At 59.9% G+C, this 22,768-nt stretch carries 26 protein-coding genes and 2 pseudogenes; 16 read left to right on the top strand and 12 right to left on the bottom strand.

Features of this window, described 5'->3' with window-relative positions; genetic code table 11:
* Positions 1-41: 41 nt before the first annotated feature.
* The 3 genes from AB4O35_RS23130 to AB4O35_RS23120 are packed head-to-tail and all read left to right on the top strand — an operon-like array spanning position 42 to position 2,137.
* Entirely contained in the window at positions 42-596 is a 555-nt protein-coding gene (locus AB4O35_RS23130; RefSeq protein WP_065946369.1) for a histidine phosphatase family protein, read from the top strand.
* Positions 597-641: 45 nt separating this feature from the next.
* Entirely contained in the window at positions 642-1,397 is a 756-nt protein-coding gene (gene cobF, locus AB4O35_RS23125) for a precorrin-6A synthase (deacetylating) (protein ID WP_065876182.1), read from the top strand.
* 11 nt (positions 1,398-1,408) lie between these two features.
* Positions 1,409-2,137, top strand: coding sequence for an alpha/beta hydrolase (locus AB4O35_RS23120; RefSeq protein ID WP_065946364.1), 729 nt, complete (start codon positions 1,409-1,411; stop codon positions 2,135-2,137).
* 60 nt (positions 2,138-2,197) lie between these two features.
* Here the strand turns inward: AB4O35_RS23120 and AB4O35_RS23115 are convergent, their stop codons facing one another.
* Together AB4O35_RS23115 and AB4O35_RS23110 are read right to left on the bottom strand one after the other, a co-directional pair.
* A complete protein-coding gene (locus AB4O35_RS23115) occupies positions 2,198-2,752 on the bottom strand; it encodes a DcrB/PsbP domain-containing protein (protein WP_065876180.1) in 555 nt (184 codons plus the stop codon).
* 72 nt (positions 2,753-2,824) lie between these two features.
* The gene (locus AB4O35_RS23110) at positions 2,825-4,633 is read right to left on the bottom strand and encodes a monovalent cation:proton antiporter-2 (CPA2) family protein (RefSeq protein ID WP_065946363.1); all 1,809 of its coding nucleotides are present in this window, start codon (positions 4,631-4,633) and stop codon (positions 2,825-2,827) included.
* A gap of 246 nt (positions 4,634-4,879) precedes the next feature.
* Between AB4O35_RS23110 and AB4O35_RS23105 the strand changes: the two are divergent.
* Positions 4,880-5,244: pseudogene (locus AB4O35_RS23105) on the top strand (type II toxin-antitoxin system RelE/ParE family toxin).
* Complete coding sequence (locus tag AB4O35_RS23100; protein WP_049708781.1) at positions 5,237-5,542, top strand: XRE family transcriptional regulator; 306 nt, start codon at positions 5,237-5,239, stop codon at positions 5,540-5,542. The pseudogene AB4O35_RS23105 and the gene AB4O35_RS23100 overlap by 8 nt, the downstream one beginning before the upstream one ends.
* Positions 5,543-5,590: 48 nt before the next feature.
* On the opposite strand, the gene AB4O35_RS23095 is transcribed toward AB4O35_RS23100, so the two are convergent.
* Positions 5,591-6,493 carry an EamA family transporter gene (locus AB4O35_RS23095; protein WP_065881372.1) on the bottom strand — a complete coding sequence of 301 codons (903 nt, stop codon included), beginning with the start codon at positions 6,491-6,493 and terminating at the stop codon, positions 5,591-5,593.
* A gap of 206 nt (positions 6,494-6,699) precedes the next feature.
* Between AB4O35_RS23095 and AB4O35_RS23090 the strand changes: the two genes are divergently transcribed.
* From AB4O35_RS23090 to AB4O35_RS23080, 3 genes are all read left to right on the top strand, one after another.
* Complete coding sequence (locus AB4O35_RS23090; protein ID WP_065876177.1) at positions 6,700-7,497, top strand: AraC family transcriptional regulator; 798 nt, start codon at positions 6,700-6,702, stop codon at positions 7,495-7,497.
* 103 nt (positions 7,498-7,600) lie between these two features.
* Entirely contained in the window at positions 7,601-9,154 is a 1,554-nt protein-coding gene (locus tag AB4O35_RS23085; protein ID WP_065876176.1) for a DUF726 domain-containing protein, read from the top strand.
* A 41-nt stretch (positions 9,155-9,195) separates the two neighbouring features.
* Positions 9,196-10,515, top strand: coding sequence for an Nramp family divalent metal transporter (locus AB4O35_RS23080; RefSeq protein WP_065876175.1), 1,320 nt, complete (start codon positions 9,196-9,198; stop codon positions 10,513-10,515).
* Positions 10,516-10,542: 27 nt separating this feature from the next.
* On the opposite strand, the gene AB4O35_RS23075 is transcribed toward AB4O35_RS23080, so the two are convergent.
* The 3 genes from AB4O35_RS23075 to AB4O35_RS23065 all read right to left on the bottom strand — a co-directional run bounded on the left by AB4O35_RS23075 (position 10,543) and on the right by AB4O35_RS23065 (position 12,349).
* On the bottom strand, positions 10,543-10,920 hold the full coding sequence (locus AB4O35_RS23075; RefSeq protein ID WP_065876174.1) for a type II toxin-antitoxin system VapC family toxin: 378 nt from the start codon (positions 10,918-10,920) through the stop codon (positions 10,543-10,545).
* A complete protein-coding gene (locus AB4O35_RS23070) occupies positions 10,917-11,276 on the bottom strand; it encodes a type II toxin-antitoxin system Phd/YefM family antitoxin (protein WP_175403072.1) in 360 nt (119 codons plus the stop codon). The genes AB4O35_RS23075 and AB4O35_RS23070 overlap by 4 nt, the downstream gene beginning before the upstream one ends.
* 140 nt (positions 11,277-11,416) lie before the next feature.
* Positions 11,417-12,349, bottom strand: coding sequence for a LysR family transcriptional regulator (locus AB4O35_RS23065; RefSeq protein WP_065876173.1), 933 nt, complete (start codon positions 12,347-12,349; stop codon positions 11,417-11,419).
* A gap of 116 nt (positions 12,350-12,465) precedes the next feature.
* On the opposite strand from AB4O35_RS23065, the pseudogene AB4O35_RS23060 reads away from it, so the two are divergent.
* From AB4O35_RS23060 to AB4O35_RS23050, 3 genes and pseudogenes are all read left to right on the top strand, one after another.
* Positions 12,466-12,953, top strand: a pseudogene (locus AB4O35_RS23060) (DMT family transporter).
* A 4-nt stretch (positions 12,954-12,957) separates the two neighbouring features.
* Positions 12,958-13,410 (top strand): DMT family transporter, encoded by a 453-nt coding sequence (locus tag AB4O35_RS23055; protein ID WP_065876171.1) that lies wholly within the window; start codon positions 12,958-12,960, stop codon positions 13,408-13,410.
* A gap of 89 nt (positions 13,411-13,499) precedes the next feature.
* Complete coding sequence (locus tag AB4O35_RS23050; RefSeq protein WP_082224326.1) at positions 13,500-13,670, top strand: metallothionein; 171 nt, start codon at positions 13,500-13,502, stop codon at positions 13,668-13,670.
* A 120-nt stretch (positions 13,671-13,790) separates the two neighbouring features.
* Here the strand turns inward: AB4O35_RS23050 and AB4O35_RS23045 are convergent, their stop codons facing one another.
* On the bottom strand, positions 13,791-14,063 hold the full coding sequence (locus AB4O35_RS23045) for a hypothetical protein (RefSeq protein ID WP_065876170.1): 273 nt from the start codon (positions 14,061-14,063) through the stop codon (positions 13,791-13,793).
* A gap of 16 nt (positions 14,064-14,079) precedes the next feature.
* On the bottom strand, positions 14,080-14,322 hold the full coding sequence (locus AB4O35_RS23040; protein ID WP_049708769.1) for a DUF6555 family protein: 243 nt from the start codon (positions 14,320-14,322) through the stop codon (positions 14,080-14,082).
* Positions 14,323-14,438: 116 nt separating this feature from the next.
* On the opposite strand from AB4O35_RS23040, the gene AB4O35_RS23035 reads away from it, so the two are divergent.
* The 3 genes from AB4O35_RS23035 to AB4O35_RS23025 all read left to right on the top strand — a co-directional run bounded on the left by AB4O35_RS23035 (position 14,439) and on the right by AB4O35_RS23025 (position 16,457).
* Positions 14,439-15,203, top strand: a complete 765-nt coding sequence (locus AB4O35_RS23035) for an AraC family transcriptional regulator (RefSeq protein ID WP_065876169.1) — start codon at positions 14,439-14,441, stop codon at positions 15,201-15,203.
* An 89-nt stretch (positions 15,204-15,292) separates the two neighbouring features.
* A complete protein-coding gene (locus tag AB4O35_RS23030) occupies positions 15,293-15,466 on the top strand; it encodes a DUF1427 family protein (protein WP_082224325.1) in 174 nt (57 codons plus the stop codon).
* Positions 15,467-15,497: 31 nt separating this feature from the next.
* Entirely contained in the window at positions 15,498-16,457 is a 960-nt protein-coding gene (locus AB4O35_RS23025; RefSeq protein ID WP_065881369.1) for a quinone oxidoreductase family protein, read from the top strand.
* Between the two features lie 16 nt (positions 16,458-16,473).
* Here AB4O35_RS23025 and AB4O35_RS23020 read toward each other — a convergent pair whose 3' ends face one another.
* The 3 genes from AB4O35_RS23020 to AB4O35_RS23010 all read right to left on the bottom strand — a co-directional run bounded on the left by AB4O35_RS23020 (position 16,474) and on the right by AB4O35_RS23010 (position 19,573).
* Positions 16,474-17,502 carry a purine-nucleoside phosphorylase gene (locus tag AB4O35_RS23020; protein WP_065876167.1) on the bottom strand — a complete coding sequence of 343 codons (1,029 nt, stop codon included), beginning with the start codon at positions 17,500-17,502 and terminating at the stop codon, positions 16,474-16,476.
* Positions 17,503-17,516: 14 nt separating this feature from the next.
* Positions 17,517-18,479, bottom strand: coding sequence for a nucleoside-specific channel-forming protein Tsx (locus AB4O35_RS23015; RefSeq protein ID WP_065946362.1), 963 nt, complete (start codon positions 18,477-18,479; stop codon positions 17,517-17,519).
* A 155-nt stretch (positions 18,480-18,634) separates the two neighbouring features.
* Positions 18,635-19,573, bottom strand: coding sequence for an AraC family transcriptional regulator (locus AB4O35_RS23010; protein WP_065876165.1), 939 nt, complete (start codon positions 19,571-19,573; stop codon positions 18,635-18,637).
* A 210-nt stretch (positions 19,574-19,783) separates the two neighbouring features.
* Here AB4O35_RS23010 and AB4O35_RS23005 point away from each other — a divergent pair, with 210 nt between their 5' ends.
* Together AB4O35_RS23005 and AB4O35_RS23000 are read left to right on the top strand one after the other, a co-directional pair.
* Positions 19,784-21,094 carry an ABC transporter substrate-binding protein gene (locus tag AB4O35_RS23005; RefSeq protein WP_065876164.1) on the top strand — a complete coding sequence of 437 codons (1,311 nt, stop codon included), beginning with the start codon at positions 19,784-19,786 and terminating at the stop codon, positions 21,092-21,094.
* Positions 21,095-21,112: 18 nt separating this feature from the next.
* Entirely contained in the window at positions 21,113-21,886 is a 774-nt protein-coding gene (locus AB4O35_RS23000; RefSeq protein WP_065876163.1) for an L-iditol 2-dehydrogenase, read from the top strand.
* Positions 21,887-22,031: 145 nt separating this feature from the next.
* Here the strand turns inward: AB4O35_RS23000 and AB4O35_RS22995 are convergent, their stop codons facing one another.
* Positions 22,032-22,724, bottom strand: coding sequence for an NUDIX hydrolase (locus AB4O35_RS22995; protein ID WP_065876162.1), 693 nt, complete (start codon positions 22,722-22,724; stop codon positions 22,032-22,034).
* Between the last annotated feature and the right edge of the window lie 44 nt (positions 22,725-22,768).

Below are 22,768 nucleotides of genomic sequence, written 5' to 3'. Positions count from 1 at the left end.
AGTCTTGGTGGCCTTAATCCTTGTCGTTGAAACAATCCGTGATCCAGGCCACCCGTTTGACACTCATCTGCCATGCCGCCACGCCGCTGCAAAAGCGCGGGCGTTTTCCGGACGACGAGGCGGTGGCGATGGATTGGCAGGGGGCGGCGCTGTCCCTGGCCGGGCGCTATAAAAAACCCCGGCGTTTGTTGTGCGGGCCGGAAATGCGCGCACGGCAGACTGCCGGCTTGTTCGGCGGTGACGCAGGAGTCGAAGACGCCCTGCGTGACGCTGATTTCGGCCAGTGGAAAGGCCAGGCCATCAGCCAACTGAATGGCGATCAGTTAAACACCTGGCTCACTGACAGCACGTGCGCACCCCATGGCGGCGAGTCGGTGGATGACGTTTGCACGCGTGTCGCGCAGTGGATGAAATCCCTCGAAACCCAACCCGGCCATGTGGTCGCCATTACGCACCCCTTTGTGATCCGCGCCGCACTGCTGTACGTGATGCGGTTTCCGCTGTCGATGTTCTATCTCATCGACGTCGAAGCGCTGTCAGCCACTGAACTTCGCTTCAACAAGGCTTGGCGCCTGCGCCTGGAAACTCACGCCTAGGCGCCTGAACATGGCAAAATCCACGCCCCGCACTGAGAGCTACCCATGAAACGCATCCTGATCATCGGCATTGGCGCCGGCAACCCTGACTACATCACGATGCAGGCCGTGAAAGCGCTCAACCGCACCGACGTGTTTTTCCTGATGGACAAGGGCCAGAGCAAAGACAAGTTGATCGACCTGCGCCGCGAGATCTGCGAGACCTATATCACCGAGCCTGGCTACCGCTTCGCCGAGGCCGATTGCCCCGAGCGTGTGCGCGGCGATATCGACTACACCACCGCCGTGCAGGACCTCAACCGCGACAAGCAGCAGACTTTCGAGCGCATGATCAATGAGGAAATGGCCGACGGTGAAGTGGGCGCTTTCCTGGCGTGGGGCGATCCTGCGCTGTACGACAGCACCATCCGTATTTTGCAGGCGATTTTGGCCAGTGGCCGCTGCGCCTTCGAGTTCGAAGTCATCCCCGGTATCACCAGCGTGCAGGCGCTGGCCGCACAGCACAAAGTGCCGCTGAACCGCATCGGCAAGTCGGTTGAGATCACCACCGGGCGCCGTCTGGCGGCGGGGCAGGCGAGTGATGCCGACACCCTGGTGGTCATGCTTGACGCCGAAGATTCCTACCGTAGCGTGGCCGATCAGGACCTGGACATCTACTGGGGCGCCTACCTCGGCACGCCGGATGAGATCCTCATCAGCGGCAAGGTGAGTGAGGTGGCCGAAGAAATCCAACGGGTGCGCAAGGCCGCGCGCCTGGAGAATGGCTGGATCATGGACACTTATCTGCTACGCAAACCCTGAGGTAACGTCCCATGCTTAAACTGTTTGCCCTGGCGCTGACCCTGCTAGCCGGTGCCGCTCATGCCGACGATACGCTGCACACCGACTTGCCGCTGTCGTACCTGGAGCAAACCCAGGGCGATGCGCCCAACCAACCGCTGGTGATTTTCCTGCATGGCTTTGGCAGCAACGAGGAAGACCTGTTTGGCATCAAGGACGCGCTGCCGTCCACGTGGACTTATTTGTCGGTTCGGGCGCCCATGCCGGTCGATCCGAATGGATTCCGCTGGTTTACCAAGACGCCGGGTGACGGCGATTACGATGGTGTCACGGCCGATCTTCAGCGCAGTGCGGGGCTGATCAAGGACTTCGTCGGCAAAGCCACCGCCAAGTACCACACCCGGAGCGATCGGGTGTTCCTGATTGGTTTCAGCCAGGGCGCGATCATGTCGTATGAGGTGGCGTTGCGTGACCCGCAGCTGGTGCGGGGGATTGCGGCGTTGAGTGGCAGCGTGTTGCCGGTGCTCAAGGCTGAGCTGAAACCGGATGAATCATTGGGCAAGCTGGCGATCTTTATTGGTCACGGCACCTTGGACCAGGCGCTGCCGTATGCATCGGCGACCCGGGCAAACGAGGTGCTGACGGGGCTGGGGTTGAAGCCGGAGTTTCATGGGTATCCGGGGATGAACCACACCGTCAGTGAGGCGGAAGTGCAGGACTTGAAGATTTGGCTGGAAAAAAGCCTGAGGCAAACGCCGTAAAAAATGTGGGAGCTGGCTTGCCTGCTCCCCCATTGGTTTTGTGTTGCTTGGGAGATCGGGTTACTTACCGCCTGTAATCTGCTTCACCAACGCCGCATGCCCCTTGGCATCATCCGCCCGCGAAATCGCCTGGATCACCAGCAAATGATTGCCCGAACCGCCGAGGAACGTGGATTGCAACGTCTTGCCGCCACCCTGGGTGGCGGTGCTGTCCACTTGGCGCAGGCCCAGGCCCTTTAAGTTCAGCTTCTTCTCGCTCTGCTTCTTGAAGTCAGGCAGCGCTGCGCTCTGGTCCTTGACGAAGCCGGCCACGGCGCCATCGAGGAACTGCGCGTCGTTATCCCCGATGGTTACTCCATCGTTACGCACGGTTTCGGCGACGATCACCACACTTTTCGTGGTTTGGTTGGCGTACATCGTGCCTTGGGTATCGGCGGTGCCATCATCCGCCTTGCCAGCCGGCAAGGTGTCGGCAGCGTAGGCCTTGGGCAGGTTGAAGGTGAACTTGCCGCCCAGGGTAGAGATGGTTTGCGTAGTTGGCTTGGAGGCGGCGAAGACACTGCCGGCAGTAAGCGCGAGGACCAGCAGGGCGGCGGTCTTGGTGAAAGTGGCCATGAAGCGCTCCAGGGATGAACGAAATTGCGGCATATTCTGTCAGAATTTTCGCAAGATCGTTCACCGATAGCCTCACACCTTGTCGGACTCTTCCTCGAGTCGGTCCATCTCAAACAGCCGCGCCAACTCCGTCCGCGCTTCTTGAGCGGTCTGCATCACTTTCGCTGCATCGTCGTACACCGCGTGTTGCGCCGCCAGCACTTGCAGGTCGTGGTTCTTGAAGCGCGTGATGCGCGCATCGGCCTGAGCCTGGCTCAAGCCCAGGCCGACCAGGGTGCGACGGCTCATTTCCAGGCTGGAGTAGAAGGTCTCGCGAATCGGTGAGGCGTCCAAGTCCACCAGGCGGTGCACGTGCTGGCGGTTACGCGCACGGGCGATGATCTTCATGTGCGGGTAGAGGTTGCGCACCAGTTCGGCAGTCTTGATGTTGATCTCCGGGTCATCCATGGCGATCACAAAGAACTCTGCCTGGTCGACCTTGGCCGCGTGCAGGATCTCCGGGCGTTGCGGGTCACCGTAGAACACCGGCATGCCACCGAAGCTGCGGGTCAGTTCGATGGTCTCCACCGAGGTGTCCAGGGCGATAAACGAGATGTTCTGCGCACGCAGGATCCGCGCCACTATCTGGCCCATACGGCCCATGCCGGCAATCACCACGCGCGGTGCATCGCTCTCGATGGCGCGGTATTCCTCCGGCACTTCCACCGGTTTGACCTTTGGCTTGAACAGCTTCGGGCACACCAGCAACAGCAGCGGCGTCACGGCCATGGAGAGGGTGATGGTCAGCACCAGCACATCATAGAGATGAGGTTCGAACAGGCCCTGGTCGCGACCGATCTTGAACACGACAAAAGCAAACTCACCCCCGGCGGCCAGCACCACGCCCAGGCGCAGGGCGCTTTCGCGATTGAGGTCGCCCACCCGTCGGCCCACGGCGTACAGCAGCGGCAGCTTCAAGCCGATCAGCAGCAGCGTCAGCCCGATCACCACCCATGGCGAGCTGAGCAACAGGCTGAGGTTCGCGCCCATGCCCACGCTGATGAAGAACAGGCCCAGCAGCAGGCCCTTGAACGGTTCGATCTGGGATTCCAGTTCGTGACGGTACTCCGAATCCGCCAGCAGCAAGCCAGCGAGAAACGCGCCGAGGGCCATGGACACGCCCACCAGTTCCATCAACCAGGCTGTACCGATCACCACCAGCAACGCCGTGGCGGTGGACACTTCGCGCAGACCGGTCTTGGCGACGATGCGAAACACCGGCCGCAGCAGGTAGCGACCGCCGATGATGACCACGGCGGTGCTGCCGAGGATCTGCAAGACATGCTGCAGGCCCTGGGCTTCGGTAGTGGGGTGATCGCTGCCGGCCAGCAGCGGCACCATGGCGATCAGCGGGATTGCAGCGATGTCCTGGAACAACAGAATCGCAAACGCGAGGCGACCGTGTGGTTGGTTCAGCTCTTTGCGCTCGGCAAGGCTTTGCAGGCCGAACGCGGTGGACGAAAGCGCCAGGCCCAGGCCGAGCACAATGGCACTGTTCCACGACTGGCCAAACAGCCACAGGGCCACCACGCCCATCACCAGGCCGGTGAGCAGCACCTGGGCCAGGCCAACGCCAAACACGGCCTTGCGCATTACCCACAAACGCTTGGGTGACAGCTCCAGGCCGATGATGAACAGCAGCAGTACCACGCCCAGTTCAGAGAATTGCGCGACGCTTTGCGGGTTGCCGATCAGGCCGAGCACCGACGGCCCGATGATCACGCCGGCAAACAGGTAGCCCAGCACCGCGCCCAGTTGCAGGCGTTTGGCCAGGGGCACGGTCAGCACGGCGGCGAGCAGGAATACCACGGCTGCTTGTAACAGGTTGCCTTCATGGGGCATTGCGAACTCCAGAATCTTTAAAGCCAATCAACAGGCGGGTATTAGAGCGCTTTTTACATGTCGAAAATTGTGTTTTTGCAGCGCGTGAGGCTGCATTGGGCGCTTTTCCTGCGGTGGATCGATGGTTTTGCCGGCTGGTCGGAAGGATGTACAAACAATTTCCCGGTGTGGGCGGGTGGCAGCTCATCCAATTCATCTACTAGGTTTTATGCTCTTGAGTTTATATTCCTTGGGTGGCATATTTGCATGGACTGGGACATTGAGTACACGGATGAATTCGGAGCTTGGTGGGAAGCGTTGGGCGCAAAGGAGCAAGTCTCGGTGTCTGCCAGCGTTGATCTATTGGGGCTATTCGGGCCGGGTTTGCGCTTCCCCACAGCAGCGATATCAAGGGCTGCCGGCACGGTAACCTGCGGGAACTGCGCATACAGCACGCGGGTAGGCCTTATCGGGTCTTGTACGCGTTCGATCCGCGACGATGCGCGTTATTGCTGATCGGCGGTGATAAAACCGGGCAACACCGATGGTATGAGGAACACGTCCCAGTGGCAGAAAAGCTGTACGACGTGCATTTGGATACATTGCGTAAAGAGGGCCGTACCCATGGCTAAAAAATTCGCTGAACTTCAAGCCCGCATGACGCCGGAATCCCGTGCCGAAGCGCAGCAGTTGTTCAAGCAGCATCTCAAGGAAATGCCCCTGCATGAGCTGCGCAAGGCTCAGCAGTTGAGCCAGGAAAGCCTGGCCAAAGCATTGAATATCAACCAGGCGGCGGTTTCCAAGATGGAGCGTCGCACCGACATGTACATCAGCACGTTACGCGACTATATCCGCGCGATGGGCGGCGAACTGGAGATTATTGCGACGTTTCCCGATGGCCAGGTCAAGATCGACAATTTCGCGTATTGAGTGCCATGCGGAAGCCTGGCCAGGTGCTGGGCTTGTCTGCTGCCGTTGTTACTTATCAGCCTGCATCACGGCGTGAGGCCCGACCGGCGCCAGGCTCACCGGCCTGCGGTATAACCCCACCGCCAACCCGACGATGATGGTCCCGATCGAGATCAGGTTGGGCGTGGAAATGCGCTCGTCCAGCATCAGCATCGAGCTGGTAATGCCAAACACCGGGATCAGCAACGACAGCGGCGCTACGGTGGACACCGGGTACAACTTGAGTAGGGAGTTCCAGCCCCAGTAGGCGAAGTGCGTGGCCAGGTACACCTGGAAGAGGATGGACAGGATCGCCGTCAGGTCGAGGTTGGCTTGCAAACCCTCGAACGCAGCGCCGCCATGCATCAGCCAGGCGGTGAGGAACAGTGGAATCGGTGGGATCAGGCTGGCCCACACCATGAACGAGAAGATCTCCTTGACCCCGGATTTCTTGATGATCACGTTGCCCACGCTCCAGGCTACTGCGCTGAGTACGATCAGCATGACGCCGAGCACCGCATGGTTGCCGTCCTGGGTGGAAATGATTCCCGCCAAACCGATCAGGGCCAGCACGGCACCGAGCATCTGCGCGCCGCGGATTCTCTCCTTGAACAGCACAACGCCCCAGCCCAGGGTGAAGAACACGCTGAGTTGAATGATCAACGATGCAATACCGGGGCTCACACCCACCTGGATGCCGTAGTTGATCACGCCCCACATGCCCAGCCCGAAAATAATGCCGTAGGCGGTCACATAGCGGAACTTGACGGCAGGGCGCTTGATGAAGAACACCAGCGGCAAGGCGGCAAGGGCAAAGCGGATGCCGGTGAGGACAAACGGATCGATAGCGCGCAGGCCCAGTTTGGTGATGGGGAAGTTGATCCCCCATACCAGGGTGACGAGAACCGCAAGCGACAGATGTTTTTTCAGCATGGACCCTCCTTGGGTCAGGCGGCACAGCGCGATTGCGATGTGTCGCCGGAAATTCAGTTCAAGGCGAACCGTTGCGGGCTGGGAGTTTTTGACACTCATTTTCCGGAAACCCCTTCGATATCAGCCCAACATGGGGAGCAATGATTCTAGGTTGCAGCGTTATGGCCCGCTTGCTATGCCGGGTCATATTTTGACAAAATTGGGCCATGTCGCCGACCTTCACTTACACCCCTTACACACCGGATAGCCCCGAAGCGGTGGTGACGCTGCGCGAGTACCCGTCCGGTACCGTGTTTCCACGCCACACTCACCGGCGCGGGCAGTTCGCCTACGCCTCGGCAGGCGCGTTGAAAATGTTTACTGACCTGGGCAGTTGGGTGGTTCCGCCGCAGCGGGCAATCTGGGTGCCGGGCGGGGTGTCCCACGAGATGCACATGCGCGGCGACGTGGTGATGCTCAATACCTACCTGGACGACGACGCGGTACGGCGCACGGGGTTGTTGGACCATTGCCAGGTATTTGGCGTATCGCCGCTGTTGCGCCACCTTTTGGAAGCGGCGCTGGCGATTGGGCCGTCGGCGTCTCCCGGCGTTCGCGACCGGTGCGTGCTGACCCTGTTGGTCGATGAAATCGGCGCCATGCCCGAGTTGCCCCTTAGCGCGCCGTTGCCTTCCGAAGCCCGGCTGGCCCGCTCCTGTCAGCGCTTCCTCGAAGCGCCCACACAGAGAATCTCCATCTGCGAGATGGCCGATTGGTCGAGCATGAGCCGGCGCACCTTTACCCGAAACTTTCGCGAGTGCACCGGCATGACCTTTGTGTCGTGGCGCCAGCAGGTGTGCTTGCTGGAGGCTACTGCGCGACTCAGTCACGGCTCGTCCATCACCGAGGTGGCGTTCGAGTTGGGTTTCAGCAGTCCCAGCGCATTCACGTCGGTATTTCGTCGTAACTTGGGCGATTCGCCAGCGCGCTACCTGGCCAAGTCCAAGGCCGCTTCCATGTTCTGAAAGGAGGAGGGCGCCAACGTCGTGCCTTTTCCCCCAGCGGTACGGCATTGAGCCTCACCCTTTGTTACTATCGCCGTCCCTTTTCACCAGGAGTCACCGCCCCATGCAGCACCAGTGGGATGAAATGCACCGCACCCGCAAACCCACGTTCGTACTGTGTGGCGAGCCTCAGGGCGATGTGCTCAATCTCTACGTTCACGGTTATTCGGCGTTCTTCAACCGGCAACAATTGGGCAGCTTCAAGGCGCAGTTGGCGGGCATCGAAGGCTCGACCAACCTGATGCTGTTCTGGCCGGCGGGGCATTTTCTGGAAAACTTGTTCGCTCCCTTCAAGGATGTACTGGGCGCGATGCTCAGCGGCGGCAACCTGGGCGCGGCGACTGTGGGGGTGGGCAAGGCGATTGCTTATTTCCTCGATCACTACAAAAGCGTCGAGTCCCGGGTGGACGAAGTCGCCAGGAGCCTGTTACCGGAACTCGCCAGCTACTTGCACGGTGAGTCCCTTGAAGTACGGCGTATCAACCTGATCGGCCATTCCCTGGGTGCGCGCATTCTGGTCAAGAGCCTGTTGGCCAGCCCTGAAACTGCCCGCGAACTGCCATTGGACAACCTGTTGTTGATGGGCGGCGCGATCTGTACGTCGAGCCCGTGGGATGAAGTCTCGGCACCGCTCAAGGGGCGTGTGATCAACTGCCATTCCAGCAAAGACTGGGCCCTGGCGATGAAACCGGATACCGAACGTTGCATCGGCCGCTATGCGATCCCGGTCACGCCAGCGCTCAAGGCCAAGGTTACCAATGTGCACCTGGCGACGTTCGACCACGCCGCCTATTGGCCGCAGTTGCGGACGGTGGTGCAGTACACCGACCTGTTGCACGAGCGACGCGGCATGATCCGTTCCGATCAACGCAGCACTGAGGTACGTTTTGCCGAAGAGGACGCGGAACTGTTCCCGGCGCTGGTGCAGGCACGGCCGGAAGAATTGAAGTTCCTTGCTGAGTTAATGGCGCAAAAGCGCAGCGCTTCAATCGACGCCAGCGTGCGCGAGCCACTCAAATTGGCCATCGAGTTGCAACGCATGGGCGGTGATACTTTTATGAACCTGGCCCGCGGCCATGGCGTGAGTTACCGCCAGATCGCCGAAGATGTGGTGCAACGGTTGGGGATCAAGTTTGACGAACCTCTCGATACCGTCGAATTGGCAGACCTGGAAGCCCAGGTTGCGGAAAAGCTCATCGAACAATACAAAGACAAACTCAGTAACGCTGACCGGCAGGTGTTCGATGCGGAGCTCAAGGCGGCCGCGCAAAAGGAGCAGGGGCTGTTCAGCCGTTTCGATGTTGGCCGATCGGCCACCACTGCGTTGAGTGGTACGGCGTTGGCCGGGCTGACCGGGTTTATCCTGCGCCGTGGTGCCGCCACAGCGATTCCGGTGGTGGGTCAGGCTGTGGCAGCGGCGATGCTGCTGGTGAGCGGTGTACGCGCGTTTTCCGGCCCTGCGTATTCGATCACCACCCTGGCAGTACTGGTGATTGGGTTGATCCGCCAGCGCATGGAGCGCGAAGCGATGAGCCAGGAGATGGACCTGGTGGTGCAAGTTGTCGAAGCGTTCGATCTGCCGCGGGAGACGGTGATGCGCACGGTTGCGTCTGACTGATAAGCTGCGTCTCTATCGAGTGTGTTTGCCTGGGATACCGCGTGAAATTCAGCCTGCCAAAAATCGCTACCGCCCCGTTTTGCCCGCCGGAAGTGGCCGGCTCCGTCGCCGTTGATCCCAAGGCTTCGTTCTTCAAGCGCGTGTTGATGTTCGCCGGGCCAGGCCTGCTGATCTCTATCGGCTACATGGACCCAGGCAACTGGGCCACGGCCATCGAGGCCGGCTCGCGTTACGGTTACAGCCTGCTATTCGTCGTGCTGCTGGCCAGCCTGGCTGGGATGGCGGTGCAATGCCTGTGCTCGCGCTTGGGCATCGCCACCGGCAAGGACCTCGCGCAACTGTGCCGTGAACGCTATAGCAAGCGATCCGCCCGCACCCAGTGGGTGTTGGCAGAAATCTCCATCATCGCCACCGACCTTGCCGAAGTGCTGGGCTGCGCCTTGGCGTTTCACCTGCTGCTTGGCGTGTCGCTGACCACCGGCATTGTGATTACCGCTTTTGACACATTGTTGATCCTGGCGCTGCAAAACCGGGGTTTCCGCCGCCTGGAAGCGATCATGCTGGCGTTGGTGGCGACCATTGGCGTGTGTTTCTTTATTGAACTGGTACTGATCAAGCCTTACTGGCCGGACGTGTTCAGTGGTTTTGCGCCTTCACTGTCGGCCATCAGCGATGCCGCGCCGTTGTACCTGGCGATTGGTATTCTCGGTGCCACGGTGATGCCGCATAACCTTTACCTGCATAGCTCCATCGTGCAAACCCGCATGATCGGCAAGGACCTCGCCAGCAAACAGGACGCGGTCAAGCTGGCGCGCATCGACACCATCGGTTCGTTGGCCCTGGCCCTGCTGGTCAACGCTGCGATCCTGGTACTCGCCGCTGCCGCCTTCCACAAGACCGGCCACACCGACGTAGTCGAGATCCAGGACGCCTACCACCTGCTTGACCCGCTGGTCGGTGGCGCTTTTGCCAGCATCCTGTTTGGTGTGGCCCTGCTGGCTTCCGGTCAAAGCTCTACGTTTACCGGTACCATTGCCGGGCAGGTGATCATGGAGGGCTACCTCAACTTGCGCATTCCTTGCTGGCAGCGGCGCCTTATCACTCGTGGGCTGGCGCTGATCCCGGCGTTTCTCGGGGTATGGCTGATGGGCGACGATGCCATCGGCAAGCTCTTGATCCTCAGCCAGGTGGTACTCAGCCTGCAACTGCCGTTTGCGCTGTATCCGCTGATTCGCATGACCGGCGATAAGCAACTGATGGGGCCGTTCGTGAATCGGCTGCCGACACGGTTGCTGGCGTGGTTCCTGTTTGCGGTGATCAGTGGGGCGAATGCGTGGTTGATTGCGCAGTGGGTGTTTTGATTGGCGCTGTGCAGCCATTGCGAATCTCTACACCAGGATCGCCAACGGCGTGTACTGGGCGATCTGGGGGGCGGCCGTCAATAACTTCATCGGTTCGCTCACGGCCGTCGCAACGATGAGCCGATCAAAGGGGTCCTTGTGATGGTGCTCGAGATCCTTCACCGCAATGGTATGTTCTGAAGTGATGGGCAGTTCGACGAACCCGCTTTCCAGGCAGTACCAACGGATTTCCTCCAGATCGACAGTGAGTTTCCCTAACCCGACCTTGATTGCCATCTCCCAGAATGTTGCAGCGCTGATGTAAATATCTGCAGCATCCTCAATCAGCTTTTTGGCTTTGCTCGATAGCTTGGGATCATCAGTCAGTGTCCAAAGCAGGATATGGGTATCGAGCAGCACTCTCACGCTGGGTTGCCTTCGAAAGCATCCAGTAGATCGTCAGGTAACGGTGCGTCGAAGTCTTCGGGTATGACGAATTTGCCTTTCATGGCCCCAATTCTCCGGCCTTTGGCTTTGCCCACGGGGACAAGCTGGGCCATCGCACGCCCATGCTTGGCAATCGTGATGACTTTGCCAGCAGCGGCCTGATCAACCAGTTTTGACAGATTGTTTTTCGCTTCGCCCAAAGGAACAATAATCATGTGGTTATCCCCATATTTTGGCCACATATAGCCAAAACTAGGTGCGCTATCAGAGACAGCGCGACCGCTGGCTGAAGCGACTCGCTCAGAGCGCGATTTTTTGTTGTAAATGACGTCCATGGCAGGTCTCCAAAAAGATGTCAGCGAAGTCTGCCGCAGCGCGTCTAGCAGAGAAATGCTGGCCCGAAAAATCAGAACGGACCTACTTTTTCCAGTAAGAAAACTTCCTGCGTAGGCACGCTCCTCACGCGCTGTATCGCTCACCGATCCCAATATGGCACGACCCCAAAACACTCCACGAAGTAATCAATCACTGTGCGCACCTTCAGTGACATGCGCCGGCTCCCTGGCCACAGTGCCGCGATCTGCTGCGGTTCCAAGGTGGTAGCCACTTCGTATTCCGTGAGCACCGTCTGCAAGGTGCCGGCACGCAGGCCTTCGCCGATCAACCAGGAAGGAAACACCACCAGCCCGAGGCCTTGCTCGGCAGCGTGGCTCAGGGTGTCGGCGTGGTTGCCAGTGATCGGGCCCTTGACGCTATAAGGCGTCCAGTCGCCTTGGCCTCTGCGGAAGAACCAGCGTTGTTGTCCGGTGATGCCCTTGTAGGCCAGGCACTGGTGGTTGATCAGTTCGTCGGGATGTTGGGGAGTCCCGTGCCTGGCCAGGTAGGCCGGGCTTGCGGCGATGCGAAAGCGTTGGGGCGCGAAGATGCGCGCCTGCATGCTGGAGTCGTTGAGCACACCAATGCGGAACAGCAGGTCAGTGCCGTCTTGCAGCGGGTCGACGAACGTATCGGTTTGCTGGATATCCAGTTGCAGTTTCGGATAGCGCCGGCATAACTCGCCCAGCCACGGTGACAGGTGACGCTGGCCGAATACCATGGGTGCATTGATGCGCACCAGGCCGCTGGGTTCGCTTTCCTGCTCTTGCAGGGCTTGGCTTGCAGCTTCCAACTGCTCCAGCACCAGGCGTGCATGCCGCCCGAGCAGGCGCCCGGCTTCGGTAGGGCTGACCGCCCGGGTGTGGCGGTACAGCAACTGTTGCCCCAACGCCTGTTCCATCAGCTGTATTTGCCGGGAAATAGACGAAGGCGCCAGGCCCTCACGCCGCGCCACTTCGGAAAAGCTGCCGAGGTCCAGTACCGCGACGAAGAGGCGCAGCGCCTTGAAACTCAGTTCATTCAAACCGTGCATCCTGCCTCCAGGCTGTGCGCTGTACGCAAAGGTGTTGTTGGCATACTCCCATTTATCGCACAGGACGGCCACTGGATAATGCGCGCCATGTTTCCCTTTTGAAGCGCAGGTGATGTATGCAGGCAAGTTCTATCGAGGGTGTGGCGCAGGCCACGCCGAAAAAAACGTTCTACGGTTGCTGTTGTTGCCCCTGGTGATCCTGGCGGGCATGGGCCTGTCGGTAGAGGCAGGTTTGCTCGGTCCACTGGGTGTGCAGGTGGGGCATTTGTGGGCAACGTTGAGCATCTTTGGCGTGGGTTCGGCGATTCTGTTTTTGCTGCTGCTGTTCAGTGGCCCGCAAAAGGGGCCGGCGCTGACCGACTTGCCACGCTGGCAGTTGATTGGAGGCTTCCTGGGGCCTATGTACGTCGTCGTACTCACCTTGGCTACGCCGCACATTGGTATCGCCATGACCATGATCGCGATTCTGTCCGGGCAAGTGGGCAAGAGTGTGCTGATCGACCATTTCGGCTGGTTCGGCACCGCGCGCAAACGCGTCAATGGCGAGCGCTGGATAGCGCTGGCGTTGATTGTGGCGGCACTTGTTCTGATTGCGCGAGGGTAAGACGATGAACCTGATTGTGTTATTGGTGCTGGTGATTGCCGCCGGAGCGGTGTTGAGTGTGCAGGCTGCCATCAACGGGCGTCTGGGCCAGGCGGTCGGCGTATTGCGCAGTAGCTTGCTAACCTTCGCGGTGGGTGCCCTGACGACCGCGCTGTTGATTTTCTTCTTCGAACCGGCCCAGGCCGTGAGCTTGCTGGACGTGCCGAAATGGCAATTGACCGGCGCGTTGTTCGGCGTGGTGTACATGATGGTGATGGTCGGCGCGGTGCCCATCGTCGGAACGGCCGTCGCGACGGTGGCGGTGATCGTTGGGCAATTGGGCATGGGTATGCTCATCGATAACTTCGGCTGGCTGGGCAACCCGGCCATCGAGTTATCGGGCAGCCGGATTGTCGCGATGGCGTGTCTGGCTCTGGCCCTGGTGTTCATGTACCGCAGCAATACCCGCACCGACTGATGGTTTGAACCATCGCTGGCGGCTGGCAGTCACTGCTTTAGGTGCTGGCAGTCGCCACACCGCGACGACCATGAAAAAGGAGTCTGACCATGCCAGATAAGACCTGTGCCTGCCCGCACTGCAAGTGCGTATTGGGCGTTGACGCGGTAATGAAAGACGGTAAGGGCTATTGCTGCCAGGGATGTGCCGAGCACCATGCGCATGGTGAACCGTGTGCGGCTGCTACGGGCTGTGAGTGCGCCAAATCAACCCATGGCTGAACTCGGTCGAAACTGTGGGAGCGGGCTTGCTCGCGAAGGTGGTGTGTCAGCCAACAAATTTGCTGACTGACACAGCCTTCGCGAGCAAGCCCGCTCCCACATTGGTCTGCTTTGTTGCGGCTACTGGGTTTCCAGTTCAAGCCTGAGGCTATGATCGGACAGGCGCTGCCTGCCTTTGACTACACCGCTCGTGCGTCGCCCCTCCAACGCAAAAACCACCGTCTGCGCCGAGTGCAAGTCATCCGGCAACGGCTGGAATATCTTCAGCACCATCCGGCCGGGTTGGCGCTGTAGGCTCACTTGGCACTCGACATGCTTGGCCATCGGCCCGAATAGCGTGTCCTGGGTGTAGTCAATGCGTGCTTTGCCACGAACCGGTACAGGTAAAACCATGGTTATCGCTCCTTGATCAAGCCTGGGCGCGCGCGTCCGAGCGGCGCCATTGCACATTAGTGATGCCGTACTTCTCGGCCTGCTCCTGGCTGGTCTTCTTGACGTGCTCGCGCGCGAAACGGCCGATACGCCCAATGCCCGCGTCACAACTCGCCCAGTGCCAGGCCTCCAGGGTATCGAGCTTTTCCAGGCGGATGATGAAGGACTTGGGTTCACCGTGCAGGATGTAGTCGATCACAAACAATTTTGCATTATTCATTGGCCCATTAACCCTCCGTGTATAACCAAGTGATCTCTACTGGCCGCAAAAATTCATTCGGATTGTCGAGCGGTGGTCATTACCATGGTGGCTCACCCTTGATAGATGTGCCCCCCATGGCCCTGGCCGCGCCGCCCGACCTCAGTGATCACGCCGTTCCCGTGCAGCCCCTGGCGCGCACCTATCCGCGTGGGTTGTATGTTGAACCCCATAGCCACGATTGGGGCCAATTGCTTTACGCCATGAGCGGCGTGATGTGGGTCGAGACGCCGCGCGAAGCCTTGGTCGTGCCGCCGCAGCGTGCGGTATGGCTGCCACCGGGGGTGGAGCATGGGATTCGCGTGGTCTCGGATTTGCAGATGCGCAATATCTACCTGCGACCGGCGCTAGCGGCCACGCTGGACAGTCAGGTGCAGGTGATCGAGGTCGGTGGGTTGCTGCGTGAGTTGATCGTCACGCTGGTGGAGGAGGGCGATAGCGGCGATGCGGCGTATTACGACGCCGTGGTCAACCTGGCCTTGCTGGAGCTGCAACGGGCGCGACGCTCGCAGATCCGCATCGCCATGCCGGTGGAGGCAGACCGTCGGCTGATCAACGCCTGCCAGGCGGTTATGGCCGCGCCCTCCCTGGAGATTTCTTTCGAGCAGCATGCGCAAACGGCCGGAGCCAGCGTGCGCACCTTGTCACGCCTATTCCAGAACCACTTGGGTATGGGCTTCGCCGAATGGCGGCGTCAGGTGCAGTTGGCTACGGCGGTGGCGGAATTGATCCAGGGTCAGCCAGTCAGTGCTATCGCACGCTCCCTCGGCTATTCGCCCAGCAGTTTCAGCGATATGTTCCGGCGTGAACTTGGCGTGGCACCCTCGCAGTACGTCGGTTGAAGATTTGGCCGAAAGCCTGAAGCACTTGGCCGATGCTTCAGGAATGTGCTCTCTACACTGAGCGCATCCACTCATAAGGCACCGTCCCCATGAACTACCTGATTTCTCTCGCCATCGGCCTGTTTGTCGGCGTGATCTATGGCGCCCTGGATTTCCGCTCGCCTGCGCCGCCGGCCATTGCCCTGGTCGGCCTGATGGGCATGCTGCTCGGCGAAAAACTCTGGCCCATGGGCCGACAGCTGGTGGGCGCTTGGTTGTCTTGATCTGTTTTTTTCACTTCGATGGATATCGGCTATGAAAGCACTGCAATTTTCCGCCACCGGCGACCTCGCCGCCCTCAGCTTCGTCGACGTCGCCACCCCGGTGCCGGCTGCCAATGAAGTGTTGGTACAGATCAAGGCCGCCGGCCTCAACCCCAGTGACGTCAAAAATGTGCTTGGTCGCTTCCCCTACACCACGCTGCCGCGCATTCCCGGCCGTGATTTCGCCGGTGTTGTGGTGCAAGGCCCGCAGGAACTGCTCGGCCAGGAAGTCTGGGGCACTGGTCGCGACCTCGGTTTTTTTGCTGACGGTTCCCACGCTCAATACCTCACCGTGTCGGCCAAGGGCGTGGCGCAAAAGCCTGGCCATTTGAGCTTCGCCCAGGCTGCCAGCCTTGGCGTGCCGTATACCACCGCCTGGGACGCCCTGGAGCGCAGTGGTGTGACCAAGGGCACACGCTTGCTGGTCATCGGCGCCAATGGCGCCGTGGGCAGCGCGACCCTGGCCCTGGCGAAAGTTCGTGGCGCCCAGGTGCTGGCCGCTGTGCGTCGGCCGGAGCAAGTCCACGTGTTGCAGATGCAGGGCGTTGAGGCGATTGCCTTGGGTCAACCGGAGGCATTGGGTGCGCAGGTCAATGCGGTGTTCAAGGGCGGCGCCGATGTGATCTTCGACACCACCGGTTTCTGGCTACCGCCAGCCGTGGCAGGCCTGGCGCCGTTCGGTCGCATCGCGATCATCGCGGCACCGGTGGATGGCCATGTACAACTGCCGGCCCTGGCCCTGTACCGCAAGGGCGGCTCGGTGGTGGGGATCAATTCGTTGCTCTACAACTGCGAGCAGTGCGCGGTGATGCTGAGGCAGTTCGGGCGCTTTTTTGATGAAGGCTTGCTGCCGCTGCCCACCGGCCTGCGTGAAGTGGCGCTGGCTGATGGGTTGCAGTGCTACGAGGACGTGAACCAAGGCAGTGCGGACAAAATCATCTTCCTGCCCTGACACGGTTTGATCTTTACTAGGCTTCGGGAACACCTTTTTCCCAGGCTGACCAGTTCTTGAGGATTGCCTGTACCAGCGGGTTGCCCGTGCGATACAGGTTCTCCAGCGCTGGCACGAACCCACCCTGATCCGCGTATTTCAGCAGGTTGTCCACTTCGCTGTAGCCAGGATAGGGGCGGTCGAAGTCTGAACCTGCACGCACCACCGCCAAGCGCTGGATATCCACCAACCCCTCACGGCTTGCACGCAACAGCGCTTCATAGGTGGAGTTGTCTTCCTGCTGGGTAGTGCAGTACTCACCTTTGTTGTCCGTCAGCAACTTGGTCCAGACTTCCGCACGTTCGCTCAGGCGCGTGCCGGAAAACCACGTATTACCCGCCAAGGTGTCGCAGCGGGTGACCTGTGGTGGCTGGTTGGCCGGGGCGGCAGGGTAGTGTTTGCGCCAGGCGCTGGACGCTTTGCTTTCAGTCAGTTCAACCGTGTGCGACAAGGCAAACGCCTTGGCCTGCAACTTGGGGTTCAGCTCGAACACTTCGGTCTTGTAGTCCAGCGGTGGTTTCTCGTTGGGCCCCTTGGTGTTGATGCCAATGTAGCCGGTCGGCCAATCCTTGGGTGCGTCCCGCGAATCCAGCTCCCACTGAGTGCCGAACTCCACCAGGTAGTGTGCCCAGGCGGTGGTGCCGATGGTGCCATGCTTGGGGCTGATGCCGGCGATCCCGGCGATCAGGAAATAGCTCTGGCGCAAGTCGAACTTGGGAGACAAGGCCAGGGCCAGCGTGGACGCGGCGGCATTGGTCTGACCCATGCCGGTCACCAGCAGGCACACATCCTGGGTGTTGCAGCGGATCACCGGGTATTCGGCGGACAGCCCCGGTACGCGCACTTCTTGCTTGAGTTCCAGGCGATCGATCCAGGTTTGTGCCTCGGGGGCGAACATGGTGATCAGCATCACTTTGGGTTTGATCGGCGTCGGCGTGTCAGCCATTGCCACGTGAGGCAGTATGGCCAGGCCCGCGGCGATTGAAAATCGAGTCAGCGTATTCATCTAATGCTCCTTTATCAGAATTGGTAGCCGACGCCGGCGTAATAGCCCCAGCCATCGGAACGGGCGCGGAAGTTGCCCTCGCCGAAATTCAACTCACTGCCGTCTTCCCAGTTGCCGCCGTTATGAAAGTAACGGCCAACCAGGGTGAAACGCAGGTGGGTGAACGAGTACTGCAGCACGTTGGTGGCCACCAGGGAATTGGCGGTGCGCGCCGGATTGTCCTTGTGCAGGTCTGAGCCGAAATCGTAGTTGGTGAAGCCGATATAGGTCAGTGAGGCGCCGTTGTCGAACTTGCTGATGGGCACGATGTACTTCATTTGCGCGCGGTAACCGTCCCACGAGTATTCATTGCTGGCGCCGTAGTTCTCCCACTGGTAACGCCCGTAGAAGTTGGCCGACAGGTTCACCCGCGAGTGGGTGTCGATGTCAGTGCCCAGGCCGCTGTACAGCGTGTTGGCGCGGTTTTCCTTACGGCTGCCGTGGTCGTAGATCCAGTCAAACGCCACATACCATTCCTTGAACGGCCCGATGGCCAGGCTGCGGCCTGCCAGGTAGTCGATGGAAATACGCGGCTCGTGCTCCATGAATACCGGCGAGCCGTGGTCCCACACGCCCTTGTCATTGCTGTTACCGATGGTGAGGATCTTCGGCACATCGATGTATCCGTACAGCTCGAATGGCCCTTTGCGGCCGAAATACTCGTATTCCAGGTAGACATCATCCTGTGGCTTGGGGCCGAAGCTGATGTCTTTGCTGCCGATCAATGTCAGGTCCTGGTTGAACCAGTCCGACAGGTACGGGCTATTTTTTGCCGGGCTGGCTTCAGGGCTCTTGGTTTTTGGGCTTAGGGTTTCGCCCTGTGCTGAGTCATCCACGGGTTTTTCCTGCGCCAAAATGGGCACGCTGAGTACTCCCGTAACGGCGGCCAGTAGCAAGGAAACACCAAAGGGAGCAGGACGCCTTGAGGTGGGTTGCATTGAAAATCCCTATTCGTACGCGGTTTGAACCCGATTCCTCGGGTGAGGAAGAACTTGGCTGGCAAGTTCGTTCCGCAAACGTTTGCACAGGCTGTACCAACTTTGCTCAATCAATTGATCAGCCTGAAAAAAACAGGGATTAGTCAACCTTTTGGTCAGAATTGACGGGGTGTCATTTTTTCGATTCGGTTAAACAAATGCATCGCGGTTTCCCTTCGATAGTCACTCGGCGTCTGGTCCATCTCGATACGAAAGTGCCGGTTGAAGTTCGACAGGTTGGCGTAGCCCACTTCAAAGCAGATGTCCGCCACCGACATATCGCTTTGCAGCAACAACCGGCAGGCGCGCTGCACGCGGAATTTACGCATCAAGTCGATAAAACCATGGCCGGTGTTGCGCTTGAAGAAGCGCGAGAAGCCCGGTTCGCTCATTTCCAGCTGCTGCGCGATCACCGAAAGGCGCACATCGCCGGTGAGCTCGCGCATCAAATAGTCGAATGCCTTGTTGATGCGTTCGGCGCTGCGGGCGTCCAGGGTCGGCGCGTAGCAGGGGCTTGCCAGGGCCTTGACCTGCGGTGTCGGGGCGTTTTTCAGGCAGTCCAGCAGTTGCAGGAATAGGATCAACCGTTGCAGGCCATGGGCGCGCCCGATGTCTTCCATTAAACGCGCGGCCTGCAGCGCCGTCTCGCCCGTGAATTCGAGGCCGCGTCGGGCGTGCTCGAACAACGGCTGCAAGTCGCCGAGTTCAGGCAGGGTCTTGCGCAGGGCGAGGAGGGCGGCGCCGTCGAATTGCAAAACCACATCGCGACCGGCCAGGTACTCACCCGGGGCCAGTTCGCCGATCCAGTCGTGGGGCAGGTCGGGGCCGATCAAGGCGACGTGCCCGGCACTGAACGCACCGATGTAGTCGCCGGCGACCAGTTTGCCGCTGCCTTGGCGGATCAGGTGGATTTCAAATTCGGGGTGGTGGTTCCAGCGCGCCAAATCATAGGGGTAGTCGTGTTCGAACCAACGGAAGCAGTGGTCCGGTTCGGGCAGGATCACTTCCAGCTCGGCGGGGCGGTGCTCGAACAGCTTGGCGCGGCTGGCAGGCATGGGAGGCTTCTTGTGATTCTTGGATCGATCCAAAATACGCGCCTCGGTCGTGGGAGCGCTACCCCCGGTTTCGCTTGGCACTGATACTTTTTTAACGTCGAGCCCAAGGTTAAAAAAGTACCAGTCAAGCATTCGTCACGCGTTTGTGGAGGGCTTGGACGAGCTGCTGTAATTGGCCCTCAACAACAAAAACAACAGGTAGAAACCGCTATGTTCAAGCTCCCGCAAGCGTTGTTCCTGCTGTCAGGCCTGGCGCTGGCCATCCCCAGCTATGCCGTCGACACCGTCACCATCGCTACGGTCAACAACAGCGACATGATCCGCATGCAGCGCCTGTCCAAGGTGTTCGAAGCACAGCATCCGGATATCAAGCTCAACTGGGTCGTGCTGGAGGAAAATGTGCTGCGCCAGCGCCTCACCACCGATATCGCCACCCAGGGCGGGCAGTTCGACGTGCTCACCATCGGCACCTACGAAACTCCATTGTGGGGCGCCAAGCACTGGCTGGAACCGCTGACCCAACTGCCGGCCGACTACGACGCCGATGATATCTTCCCCTCGGTGCGCCAGGGCCTGTCGGTCAACAACACCCTCTACGCCTTGCCGTTCTACGGCGAAAGCACGGTGACCTACTACCGCACCGACCTGTTCCAGCAAGCCGGCCTGAGCATGCCCACGCACCCGACCTGGACCCAGCTCGGCGAGTTCGCCGCCAAGCTCACCGCCAAGGACAAAGGCCAGTACGGCATGTGCCTGCGTGGCAAGGCTGGCTGGGGCGAGAACATCGCCTTGCTGAGCACCATGGCCAACGCCTTTGGCGCACGCTGGTTCGACGAGCAATGGAAGCCCGAGCTGACCAGCCCCGAGTGGACAGCGGCCGCCAACTTCTACGTCAACACCCTCAAGCAATACGGCCCGCCGGGCGTCTCCAGCAACGGCTTCAACGAGACCCTGGCGCTGTTCAACAGTGGCAAATGTGCGATCTGGGTCGATGCCAGCGTGGCCGGTTCCTTCACCACCGATAAAACTCAAAGCAAGGTCGCCGACAGCGTAGGTTTCGCTGCCGCACCTACCGAAGTCACGGATAAAGGTTCCTCGTGGCTCTACGCCTGGTCCCTGGCCATCCCGGCTACCTCAACGCACAAGGACGCCGCAAAGGCCTTTATCACGTGGGCCACCTCCAGGGACTACATCCAACTGGTCGCTGACAAAGAAGGCATCACCAACGTACCGCCAGGCACCCGCCAGTCCACCTACAGCGAGGCGTATTTGAAAGCCGCACCGTTTGCCCAAGTAACTTTGGAAATGATGAAACACGCTGACCCCGCGCATCCGTCGGCAAAACCGGTGCCTTATGTGGGCATCCAGTACGTGACTATTCCCGAGTTCCAGGCCATCGGCACATCGGTCGGCAAGTTGTTCTCGGCGGCGCTGACCGGCGGTATGTCGGTTGACCAGGCCTTGCACCAAGCGCAGTCCACTACCGAGCGCGAGATGAAACGCGCCGGCTATCCGAAGTAATTTCTACAGGACATTTTCATGAAACGTCTCGAAGGTAAAAGCGCGCTGATCACCGGATCGGCGCGCGGAATCGGCCGTGCGTTTGCCCAGGCCTACATCGCTGAAGGTGCTAAGGTCGCCATCGCCGACATCAACCTGCAACAAGCCCAGGTCACGGCTGCCGAGTTGGGCCCACAGGCTTACGCGGTAGAGATGGATGTCACCGACCAAGCCTCCATCGATGATGCAATTGCCGCCGTGGTGGCCGAGGCCGGCAAGCTGGATATTCTGGTCAACAACGCCGCGCTGTTCGATTTGGCGCCCATCGTCGACATCACCCGCGAGAGCTTCGAACGGCTGTTCTCGATCAACGTCGCCGGCACACTCTTCACTCTGCAGGCCGCCGCGCGGCAGATGATCAGCCAGGGCCACGGCGGCAAGATCGTCAACATGGCCAGCCAGGCCGGGCGCCGGGGCGAGCCACTGGTGGCGATCTACTGCGCGACCAAGGCCGCGGTGATCAGCCTGACGCAATCGGCAGGGTTGAACCTGATCAAGCAAGGGATCAACGTCAACGCCATTGCACCGGGTGTGGTGGAGGGTGAGCATTGGGACGGGGTGGATGCGCTCTTCGCCAAGCATGAAGGGCTGGCGCCAGGCGAGAAAAAGAAGCGGGTAGGGGATGAGGTGCCGTTTGGGCGGATGGGCACGGCGGAGGATTTGACGGGAATGGCGGTTTTCCTGGCTTCCAAAGACGCTGACTATGTTGTGGCGCAAACGTACAACGTGGATGGCGGCAACTGGATGAACTAAAGCCTGTTCAGACAAAAGGAGATCCAATGTGGGAGCTGGCTTGCCTGCGATAGCGATGGGTCAGGCAATAAGGTTATAGCTGACAGACCGTCATCGCAGGCAAGCCAGCTCCCACCTTGGAATCTCATTGTTCTCGAAAGAGGTGCTACTCGGCAAAACTGCGATCAAAGAAGTAAACCTCCCCAGGCTTCAGATTCTTCAGCGTCGCCTGGGGCCGGCCGCCTTCACCATTCTTCTTGCGGCCCGTCTCGCATAAATACCCTGCCTCAGTCAGCTTCAACAAACGCTGGCGAATACTGGTCTTCAACACCGGCCGTGCGAGCACCAGGGAAAAGATCGTGGTCGCTTCGGGCGCGCTGAATTCATCGCCCAAGAACATCAACGGCAAGCTGCTGTACAGCGACTTGGAGAACAAGCGTTCCTGCACGGCGGCCACGATGTTGTTGTGATCGAACGGCAACTTGATGCTGCCATCGGCCACCGCGCCCAACGAAAACCAGCCCTGGTGCTCACCCAGCGTCACTTCATCCGCGACAATCGCCAGGTAGTACGTGGACGACGACCAGCACCGCGGATCACGAAACGCATCCCCCACCGTGCCCACTTGCTCGCTCCAGGCCAGGTCCAGGCCGACCTTGTCGCTTGCACGCAAACGCTCCACCGCATCCTGGAGGCTCAGATCTTGCACGCCGCCATTCACCACCACGCCGGGTAATGCCCAATGCCCAGCGAACGGTTCGGCTTCGCGCTTGTTCAGCAACAGCTTCAATTGGCCGGAGGTGCGGCAGTAAAACAGCACACACAGGTCGACGGTATGGAGGTAGGCGCTCAGTGTCATGTGACGTCCTTCTAAACAGCGGTGGGGCACAGTCTAACGAATCG

Source organism: Pseudomonas sp. H1_A03, from assembly GCF_054685145.1.
The sequence above is the reverse complement of the archived record's forward strand: the minus strand, read 5'-3'. Positions and strand labels throughout refer to the sequence as shown.